Here is an 8,543-nt window from a genome sequence, read left to right as displayed (position 1 = left end):
GGAAAGGTTGATTTTATGAGAAATGTATGAAGAAGAAATCGAAGAGGCAAGAATTGAGGCAAAAAACAACTTGCGTGGCATTATTACTGAAGAACAAATAGGTTATGGAGGGTATTTAAAAAAGGAAATGCAAAAAATATTAAGAGAAAAAGGCATAGATTGGCAGAAAGAAGAAGAAGAAATTATAAGAAATTAAAATTTAGTTTTTCGAGAAAATACTCTAAGTGTGGGCATGATTAGAAAGTTAATAAAGGGATGGCTTTATAACATCTTGATAATTTAGCTGTCCCCAGATAACGGGAATCGAAGCCGAACGGAGAATCGCTCATGAGCCAGACCTCATCAGAAGCCAGAGTCACAGGAAGCTGAAAAGCCCGTAGGAACCTTCCAGCTCTGTCATGAGAACGAGGTGCACTGTTAGGGAATGGAACACCATTAATAAGAATAAGACCGTTATCTCCTTGCTCGATAGTATCGCCGTGAAGTCCTGCAACTTTTTTCAAGAAAGGTTTATTTTTCCCCCACATATTTTTTCTGAAGTATTCAGGAGGCACCCACTCAGTAGAGCTAAAAGCCTCGATAGGAACTTGAACGAAGTCGCCTTTTTTCGGTAGAGTGTCGAGCTTCAGCCATAGTCCGCGAGGAACAGAAGCTGTAGTATTAAGAATGAGGCACTTCGAACAAATAAAAGCTCCAAGAATAGAACCTATACGAATGGTTATTAAAGCGTTTCGGCGTTAAATTTTTCTGCACATTATCAGTCTCTCTTCTTGAAAACTGGTTTGCCGTTATTATCGTTAGCGGTCATTTTGCAAACGGGGTAGTTAGAGCAGCCCCAGAATGAGCCGTTTTTTCCGTTTCGTAAGAACATGTGAGCACCACAGCGGGGACACTTGACGTTACTTTTCTTTGAGAATTTTCTTGATTTCAGAATCCTTAACGTAGCGGTAAACTTCATTCATGGCTTTGAGCAGTGCAGCTTCAGTCAATCTAGCCGGAGCTTTAGTTTTCTTTTCCAGCAAGTTAATATTGTTGCACAAGCCGTTTTCGTCTTCCGAAGTTTCAGGCAATGAAGTAGAAATATTTTCGTCGTCTTTGTCCTGTAAATTTTTTCAACGGACTTCCAGCCCTCATTAAGAACTTGACGACCTGAAGCGGAGAATAATTCACCGTCAATATCAGTGTTAATGTTGACTTGCAAAAACTCATAATCAGGCATGAAGAACGAGATGTAACGCTTTGCAACCAGCTCAAAAATTAAAGCCTCATACCATCAAGAGTCTTTGTAGTCTTACAAGGCGCGGAAGGAATAATATCGTGATGTTCTTCTTTTTAGAGTTAAATACAGGAGTTTTGCGGTTTTTGTCTACTATTTCAGGGACTTTGACGGAAGATATTTTTTCAATGACATAGAAAACTTTTTCAGCCTCGTCCTGATGAGCGTCCGGCAAGTATTCACAATCAGAGCGAGGATAAGTTAAAATGCCCTGTTCGTATGATTTTTTACAAATCTCCATAGTTTTAGCAGGGGACAAATCCTATTTTTGAAGCAATTATCTGCAATCTTGGAAGAGAGAATCCAACAGGAGGCTTTGAAGACTGTTTTTTGTTCTCGTACTTAGTGATAGTAACGGGCTTATCTTTAAGCCTTGAAATGAGACTTTCAGCAATAGATTTATCAAAGAGGTGTTTTTTCTCGTCAAGACCTTGCTGTTCGTCTTTAGGTTTCCATACTGCATTAAATGAGCCATTTTCAACTGAAATATTAGCCTTTATAATCCAAAAAGGTTTAGGCATAAACGCTTCAATAGTTTCATCACGTCTTACAACGAGAGCAGTAACTGGAGTTTTGACCCTGCCAATTCTGAGAGGGCCTCCGCTGTAACCTTTTTTCTCAGCAAGTTTTGTGTAAAGCCGCGTTAAGTTTATGCCGTGTAACCAGTCAGCACGACTTCTGGCAAGAGCAGCATCACGGTCGCCGTGAAAATTAGTGTTGGGCTTGAGATTATCAAGAGCCTTTTTAACAGCTTCAGGGTTAGTGTCGCTTATGAGAATTCTTAAAACTTCCCCTTTGTATCCGCAGAAATCAAGAATTTCATCGATCAGTAACTGTCCCTCTCTGTCGCAGTCGCCCGCGTTGACAACAACATCAGCTTGTTTCAATAATTTTTTGAGATTGTCGAATAAGTCCTTGCTTTCTTTTTTGACGAGCATTTTCCAGACTTCAGGGAAAATCGGGAGGTCGGAAATATTCCAGCGTTTATATTTTTCATCGTAAAGTTCTGGCATAGCCTGTTCGAGTAAATGACCAGCTGCCCAAGCGATAATATCATCGCCCGCCTTAATATAAAGTTTGTTGTTCTCATGCGGTTTAGCGAGAACAGCAGCAATAGACCTTGCAAGACTAGGTTTTTCAGCAATAAATAATCGCATACCAATAACTCCTTTCATTTAGTTGCGCCAGACACGGGGAAAAATGATGTCGTGCTGAACAAAAATCATAAATCTGTAGCCCGGCTTAATCTTTATAGTAGGCTGTCTGTTGGCTTCTCTCTGTATAATTTGAGCTATAGCTTCAGCAACAGCAGAGGCAGCATTTTCAGCGAGAATAGAACGGGGATCATTTTTATCTCTATCGCTGTTGTTAGTAGGAGCGGCAAGTTCAACTCCTGCACCGAGCAATGAAACGAATAGAGCCGATAAAATAATTGACACCCAATGACGATTGACAGCACCTTTGAAGCCTGAATAACCGGACTGATCCGCCCCCTTCAAGTTATCGAGTACGAGGCTTGTTCCGTCAGGAAAAATTAACCTGTTCCACATGACAAGAACTCTGCTTTGACCGTAAAAAATTTGATTATCGTAAGTGCCTATAAGTCTTGAACCGCGAGGGATTAATAGATAACGTCCTGTAGCAGTATCCCAAACATTTTCGGAGACCTGAGCAATCATGTTGCCTGGCAAATCAGAATTAAGACCGGAAATTAAGACACACGGCAAAAGAGTCCCTGATTTAAGTTCAAACGCACTGCGCGGAGAAACGATGCTGAATTTAGAATATTCTTCAGGCAAATTCTGTTTAGTGAAAGCGTCCTTTCTGTCCCAGCCGTTATGAGTCTGCTCTCTGAAAGCCTGAATGCTGGTAGGAGAATTAGCGGCTAAGAGTCGTTGAGTCTGGTTCTGTTTTCTGAGGTCAGAAATTCTAGGCACTGGTACATAAGCCGGACGGACTTTTTGCGGCTTTGGAGCAGGAGACGTAGGAACTGGGACGGGGTCGGGCTCTGGAGGTTTAGGTCTTGGAAGTGAAATAGACTGTGCGCCCCTTGAAGCCTCGAATAAATTTAACAGAGTCAGGCTTCCAGTCAACTCTATTCTTGTCAATGATTGTGTAGCGAGTGTAGAGAGTATCGAAGTTTACAGCGTCAGTACCAAGCTGTATTTCGTCCTCAAGAGCCTTTTTGCCTGAATTATTTTGCTGGCTTTTCACGAAAATTGAGGTTAAATCATTCATTTGATATGAGAAGGTCACCCCGCGAATGTACTGCGAATTTTCAGTAGCAGTGAAGTCAAGATTATAAGTTCTCTTGTCAGTGTGAATGAGCAAATTTGTAGAAATCCCTGGCTGAGAAGGTTTCACAACGATATGAGAAACAGAGAGTCCGTTTTTCATGGACTGGGATGGAGTGAAAATCCAGCGCACGGTGTCTCTTGCGTGAATACCAATTATAGCTTCGCCTGGTTCGAGGGCGACATCAGTCATTATCATAGGTCTGCAAGTGATAATAAGTATGACTTCCTGTCCATTTTCTCCTAGAGCTGAATACGTGCGGTTTCTTCGGCAGTGTCTTGTAATGCTTTGTATCTGATTTCAGCAGCTTGAATTTCAGCCATGTCATTTTGAGATGAAGAGTTATTTTCGTATAAAGAGACTTCAGACGGAAGAATAATCTCGCCCGTTTCTCTGTTGTAACACGGAATAGCGGAGAATGCCGGATTTGTTAGCATGAAAATAATGAATGTAACGACAAAAAATTTTTTGTACATGATAAGACACCTCAAAAGTTAAGATTGCGGATTTGTGATGTTAATATCCTGAGCCATATTGATTTCAGTAATGAAGATACCGAGCGGATTTTTGAGGACTTCCTCAAGTTCGCGGACAGGAGAAATAGCGACTGAGACGATAGCGCGCCAGTCAGTACGTTCGATAATTGCGCCCTGATCAACTTTTTCTTCAGACCATAAGACCTGCCAAGATTTATCATTACCGCCAGAACGAACAATAGAGCGAATTTCAACCTGCACTGTATATTCTCGTTTGTCCTGAGTAGCAATAAAGGGGTTGTGTTCCTTGTAATATTAAGAAACAGCGGATTCAGCAGAACTATTTTTAGCGAGATAAGAATAGACATCATTGACCGTGCGCCTTTGTGAAGCTACATCAGTGATTACGGTTTTGAAATTAACGAAGAAGCCCCCGAGAGCAGCAACAATGACTCTTGTATCAGCAATAACCCCCTCTTGCAGATTTTATAGCAACTGCGTAACCGTGTTTATCGACTTGTACGATATAAGGGACAACTTTATTTTGACTAGTAAGCTACATCATGAGAGCTCCGAAAACGAGACAAAGCATGACCATAAAAATAGAAATTTGTCTCCACCGTGCAGCATCTTTGACAGCAGAGCCGTAACGGTCGCCGTATTCTTTTCTTGCGGATAAATAGGGATTATCGAGAGAAATATTATCAGGCATGAATATTATCCTTTCATTATTGGGATTTGAAGCCGAGTGCATTTCCGGAGCGTCGTTCTCAAGGTATCGGGCAGCCCTGTCAGAATCAGAACCGAATACAAAACTTGCGGCGACATAATTACGCATTTTGCCTGATTTAGCGGCACTAACGAGATTATTAACGACAGGAATATGAGAAGCGGCATGTTCAACAGCCCCGATGAAACCGCCTTCTTTAGCAGCGTCATAAGTATTTGCAATGCCTCTGAAAGTGGAAGTTTGAGCATTACGGAGCCCCTTAATGACAGTTTTCACAGCACCGAGCAACCCTCCCGAACGTCCGCCATTTGAATTTTTTTCACCAACAGCCCCGTGAGCAAGAGTTGAAGCCGAAGATGTGAATAATTCATTACCGAAGGACAGAGCCGCCCAGCTGACAACGGATTGAGCCATAGACGGAATAAAGCAGATAACTCAAGGCAATATCGCGAGTGTACTCAAAACCGCCGAAGCCGACTAATATAGCACCTCCGCAGATGACTAAATACATTTCGATTAGAGCAACGGCCATAGTTCCGGACAGTCTGATCCCTGCAACGAGCAAATCATCAGGAGCAACTTCCTGACCTGCGATAAATTTTCCTGCCTCCATGAAGGAATTGACGATTAATTTAGGAAGGAACGAAGCCACGCCTGAACTTGACATAATCCAGAAGAAAACTCCGACGTAAATAATCCATTTAGCAACATGAGCGGCAACAAAACCGATATTACTTTCACAGTTGAGAAAGCTGTTAAAAGTTTGTTGCGTGTCTTCTCGTCATTCTTGAAATCTTTAGCTGTAGTGTTGAGAGTTTTTAAGTAAGCCTCGAAAGTTTGCTTTAACTGTTTATCGCGTTCTTTGAGGTCATTAATATTTAAGCCTACTTGCCAGTCAGGGTGTCGGGATTTAAGCATATTTTCATCATCTGTGAAATGAGTAATGCTCTCGACTTCTTGCAGAATACTTCTGATCTGCGAGAAATTTTCAGATAGTAACTCTTTCATGCCGTTAATCTCATTAATGACTTACTGTGAGAACTGCGCCAAACTTCATATCAACAGTATTGAGCCATTCAGCAACAGCCTTAATTTTTACTTCGAGCTGAGTAGTTGCAATAATACATTCAGCAGAGGAAGCACACATAATAATCAAAATCAAAGCAATAAATATAATCTTGAAATTTTTATTAAACATGTTAATCACCTCTTATTTGAATCCAGGAGTAAAAGTTTGTCCTGAGCGTTCAGTCTGAGCAGCGTTTTTACCCATTTCGATGACGTTTTGCTGAGAAACTTTTTTGCGCTGTCTTTCAGCCTGCTGACGAGTGATGTAACTTTTCATGAATCCGCTTAGTTCCTGATTATTTCTATCAAGAAGAAATGACGCATGATTAACGATAGCCCCGATAATTTGAATGGCTTTAGTCTGTCCAGAATCGGAGTCTGTTTCGTTTAAGGTGTCAAGCATTTTGTCTCTGATTTTCTGTTCGTTGTCAAAATTTTTAGCTGTCATGTTAAGAACTTTCATGTAACCTTCTTCAACCTTGAGCCAGTCATCAGCGAGTCTCTTACCCTCACTAATGGCGGAAATAATGCTCTCGTAATCAGCAGCTATTTCCTGTGAGTATGCGTCGATAAATACTCTTTAAGTTTTTTTCGCGGCAAGTTTCCTAAATTAACATTTCATAGGCTTTTTCTTTAGTGCTTCTTCTTCCTTCAGCTTTTTTCCCATTAATGCCACTTTGAAAACTTCACACGTCTATTTGTATGTGTGTCCTTCTTTGCGATACTCTATTACTTTTTTACATACGCTTGCCGCCGATTACAAATTACGCGAAAAAATACACATTATGGAGAGCAATCAACAGAAAAAGTAGTCGAATATAAAAAATAATAAGATATGTTCCATAAAAATAAGAATGTGTCAAGGGAGTAACAGATACACTTCGATTTATTTCCGATTTGGCTTCTGCGATATTGATTGCTTTTACAATATGGCGAGTATATAATTACACTTCAATAAATAACTTTTCACACATTCATTTATTCACGAGAAAATAATTTTACAACTACATTTACAACTACGAAAATATTTAAATTCTTCAGCATTCATAATTACTCACAAAGAAAAATTTTTTGTTAATGCATTGATTCACGGAGAAAATTTTTTTGCACGAAATTTTTTATTAATCAGTAAGTAACACAATGTTAATGCGCGAAAAAATGTTAGAATATAATTTTTATTAAACCTGAAATTTTTATGACATGCGCAAACAAAACACGAGAAAGGAGAGAATAAAATTGTTTGCTCATATTGTAGAATATTTGCACACTGGCTCGTCGGTCTCTGTGGGAATAATAACGGTTGCTATAATGCTTTTGTGCGGCTTTGCGTTGACTCGAATCACAAAACTTTTCAAGCTCCCAAACGTTACAGCATATATTATAACAGGAATATTAATCGGCCCTTACTGCTTGAATCTTGTTCCTGATGTTGTGAAGACTTACACTGAATTTCTGCCGGATGTCGCGCTTGCGTTTATTGCGTTCAGTACAGGACAATTTTTCAGATTGAATGCTCTTAAGGGCAGCGGCTCAAAAGTTTTAATTATCACGGTCTTGGAGGCTTGCGTCGCGTCATTATTCGTGTTTATTGCTGCATATTTTGTGCTTGGGATGGATTTAGCGTTCTCTACTGTACTTGCGGCTTTAGCTTCTGCAACTGCACCGGCTTCAACTATGATGACTATTAGACAAACAGGAGCGCACGGAGATTTTGTCAACACGTTATTACAGGTTGTAGCACTTGATGATGTAGTCGGCCTGCTTGCTTATAGTGTAGCGATTTCGATTGCGCTTGCGTCGGGTTCTGGATTCAGATTCAGCAATATAATTCAGCCGATATTGATTAATTTTGCGAGCGTTCTAATCGGTGCATTGCTGGGAGTCCTGCTGAAAATTTTAATTCCCGCAAAGAGATCTGCTGACAATAGGATAATAATTTCTGTTGCTGTCTTGTTTGGTTTCTGCGGGGTTTGTCAGATTTTAGGAGTCTCTCCTCTTCTCGGCTGCATGTTCATGTCGACTGTGTATATAAATATTACTGACGATGATAAATTATTCAAGCAGCTAAATTATTTCAGTCCTCCGTTTTTGCTGTTATTCTTTGTGCGTTCGGGGGTATGCTTTGATTTAGGCTCGTTAATGGGAGGGAGCGGGACTCTTTTAACTGTCGGAGTAGTATACTTTATTGTAAGAATCGCAGGAAAATATGCAGGAGCTTTCACGGGTTGTGCTATAACGGGAAAAAGTAATCTCGTGAGAAATTATTTAGGTCTTGCGTTGATCCCTCAAGCTGGAGTCGCTATCGGTCTTGCTGAATTGGGCGCGCGCACTCTTGGAGGCTCAACAGGTGAAATGCTTAGAACTGTAATACTTGCTTCGAGCGTCTTATATGAGTTAATCGGCCCTGCTTGTGCAAAAATTTCACTGGCTTTATCACATTCATTTGACGCAAACGCACCCGAAGAAAAAATTTTATCGCCTCAAGATAATGACAAACTCGTCATAAATTTATTAATCGAGCGCATAAAGGAAATTCAAAACGAGCTGCCAAAACATGAACCAATCATGATAGCCCAGCAGGTAAATAATAATAATATGCCGGGAATCCATCGCGGACTAAGACACGGGATAAACGCTAAATAATTTATTTGCAAATAATACAAAGTCTGTGATATAAATTAGGCAATATAAGAATTCA

Annotated in this window: 17 protein-coding genes; 2 read left to right on the top strand and 15 right to left on the bottom strand. The window is 40.3% G+C overall.

Annotation, left to right across the window (positions count from 1 at the left end; genetic code table 11):
* Positions 1 to 22: 22 nt before the first annotated feature.
* Entirely contained in the window at positions 23 to 196 is a 174-nt protein-coding gene (locus IJT21_00650; GenBank protein MBQ7576755.1) for a hypothetical protein, read from the top strand.
* Positions 197 to 236: 40 nt separating this feature from the next.
* On the opposite strand, the gene IJT21_00645 is transcribed toward IJT21_00650, so the two are convergent.
* The 15 genes from IJT21_00645 to IJT21_00575 form a co-directional block, all read right to left on the bottom strand.
* Positions 237 to 722: a S26 family signal peptidase gene (locus IJT21_00645; protein MBQ7576754.1), complete on the bottom strand. Its 486-nt coding sequence runs from the start codon at positions 720 to 722 to the stop codon at positions 237 to 239.
* Positions 723 to 757: 35 nt separating this feature from the next.
* The gene (locus IJT21_00640; protein MBQ7576753.1) at positions 758 to 871 is read right to left on the bottom strand and encodes a topoisomerase DNA-binding C4 zinc finger domain-containing protein; all 114 of its coding nucleotides are present in this window, start codon (positions 869 to 871) and stop codon (positions 758 to 760) included.
* Between the two features lie 28 nt (positions 872 to 899).
* Positions 900 to 1,070 carry a hypothetical protein gene (locus IJT21_00635; GenBank protein ID MBQ7576752.1) on the bottom strand — a complete coding sequence of 57 codons (171 nt, stop codon included), beginning with the start codon at positions 1,068 to 1,070 and terminating at the stop codon, positions 900 to 902.
* Complete coding sequence (locus IJT21_00630) at positions 986 to 1,219, bottom strand: hypothetical protein (GenBank protein MBQ7576751.1); 234 nt, start codon at positions 1,217 to 1,219, stop codon at positions 986 to 988. Before IJT21_00630 ends, IJT21_00635 begins: the two co-directional genes overlap by 85 nt.
* 46 nt (positions 1,220 to 1,265) lie before the next feature.
* Positions 1,266 to 1,517 carry a hypothetical protein gene (locus IJT21_00625; GenBank protein MBQ7576750.1) on the bottom strand — a complete coding sequence of 84 codons (252 nt, stop codon included), beginning with the start codon at positions 1,515 to 1,517 and terminating at the stop codon, positions 1,266 to 1,268.
* Positions 1,518 to 1,521: 4 nt separating this feature from the next.
* Positions 1,522 to 2,433 (bottom strand): hypothetical protein, encoded by a 912-nt coding sequence (locus IJT21_00620; GenBank protein MBQ7576749.1) that lies wholly within the window; start codon positions 2,431 to 2,433, stop codon positions 1,522 to 1,524.
* 18 nt (positions 2,434 to 2,451) lie between these two features.
* The gene (locus IJT21_00615; protein ID MBQ7576748.1) at positions 2,452 to 3,384 is read right to left on the bottom strand and encodes a TrbI/VirB10 family protein; all 933 of its coding nucleotides are present in this window, start codon (positions 3,382 to 3,384) and stop codon (positions 2,452 to 2,454) included.
* On the bottom strand, positions 3,293 to 3,763 hold the full coding sequence (locus IJT21_00610; GenBank protein ID MBQ7576747.1) for a TrbG/VirB9 family P-type conjugative transfer protein: 471 nt from the start codon (positions 3,761 to 3,763) through the stop codon (positions 3,293 to 3,295). The genes IJT21_00615 and IJT21_00610 overlap by 92 nt, the downstream gene beginning before the upstream one ends.
* Before the next feature lie 50 nt (positions 3,764 to 3,813).
* Complete coding sequence (locus IJT21_00605; GenBank protein MBQ7576746.1) at positions 3,814 to 4,047, bottom strand: hypothetical protein; 234 nt, start codon at positions 4,045 to 4,047, stop codon at positions 3,814 to 3,816.
* An 18-nt stretch (positions 4,048 to 4,065) separates the two neighbouring features.
* Complete coding sequence (locus IJT21_00600) at positions 4,066 to 4,338, bottom strand: type IV secretion system protein (GenBank protein MBQ7576745.1); 273 nt, start codon at positions 4,336 to 4,338, stop codon at positions 4,066 to 4,068.
* Positions 4,339 to 4,603: 265 nt separating this feature from the next.
* Positions 4,604 to 5,191 (bottom strand): hypothetical protein, encoded by a 588-nt coding sequence (locus IJT21_00595; protein ID MBQ7576744.1) that lies wholly within the window; start codon positions 5,189 to 5,191, stop codon positions 4,604 to 4,606.
* A complete protein-coding gene (locus tag IJT21_00590) occupies positions 5,148 to 5,444 on the bottom strand; it encodes a type IV secretion system protein (GenBank protein MBQ7576743.1) in 297 nt (98 codons plus the stop codon). Before IJT21_00590 ends, IJT21_00595 begins: the two co-directional genes overlap by 44 nt.
* Complete coding sequence (locus IJT21_00585; protein ID MBQ7576742.1) at positions 5,405 to 5,785, bottom strand: hypothetical protein; 381 nt, start codon at positions 5,783 to 5,785, stop codon at positions 5,405 to 5,407. The genes IJT21_00590 and IJT21_00585 overlap by 40 nt, the downstream gene beginning before the upstream one ends.
* Before the next feature lie 13 nt (positions 5,786 to 5,798).
* Positions 5,799 to 5,975, bottom strand: a complete 177-nt coding sequence (locus IJT21_00580; GenBank protein MBQ7576741.1) for a hypothetical protein — start codon at positions 5,973 to 5,975, stop codon at positions 5,799 to 5,801.
* Positions 5,976 to 5,987: 12 nt separating this feature from the next.
* Positions 5,988 to 6,308 (bottom strand): hypothetical protein, encoded by a 321-nt coding sequence (locus IJT21_00575; GenBank protein ID MBQ7576740.1) that lies wholly within the window; start codon positions 6,306 to 6,308, stop codon positions 5,988 to 5,990.
* Between the two features lie 773 nt (positions 6,309 to 7,081).
* On the opposite strand from IJT21_00575, the gene IJT21_00570 reads away from it, so the two are divergent.
* Positions 7,082 to 8,488: a cation:proton antiporter gene (locus IJT21_00570; protein ID MBQ7576739.1), complete on the top strand. Its 1,407-nt coding sequence runs from the start codon at positions 7,082 to 7,084 to the stop codon at positions 8,486 to 8,488.
* The last annotated feature ends 55 nt before the right edge of the window (positions 8,489 to 8,543 follow it).

The sequence above is a fragment of the Synergistaceae bacterium genome (assembly GCA_017443945.1).
Classification (GTDB): Bacteria; Synergistota; Synergistia; order Synergistales; family Aminobacteriaceae; genus JAFUXM01.
The sequence above is the reverse complement of the archived record's forward strand: the minus strand, read 5'-3'. Positions and strand labels throughout refer to the sequence as shown.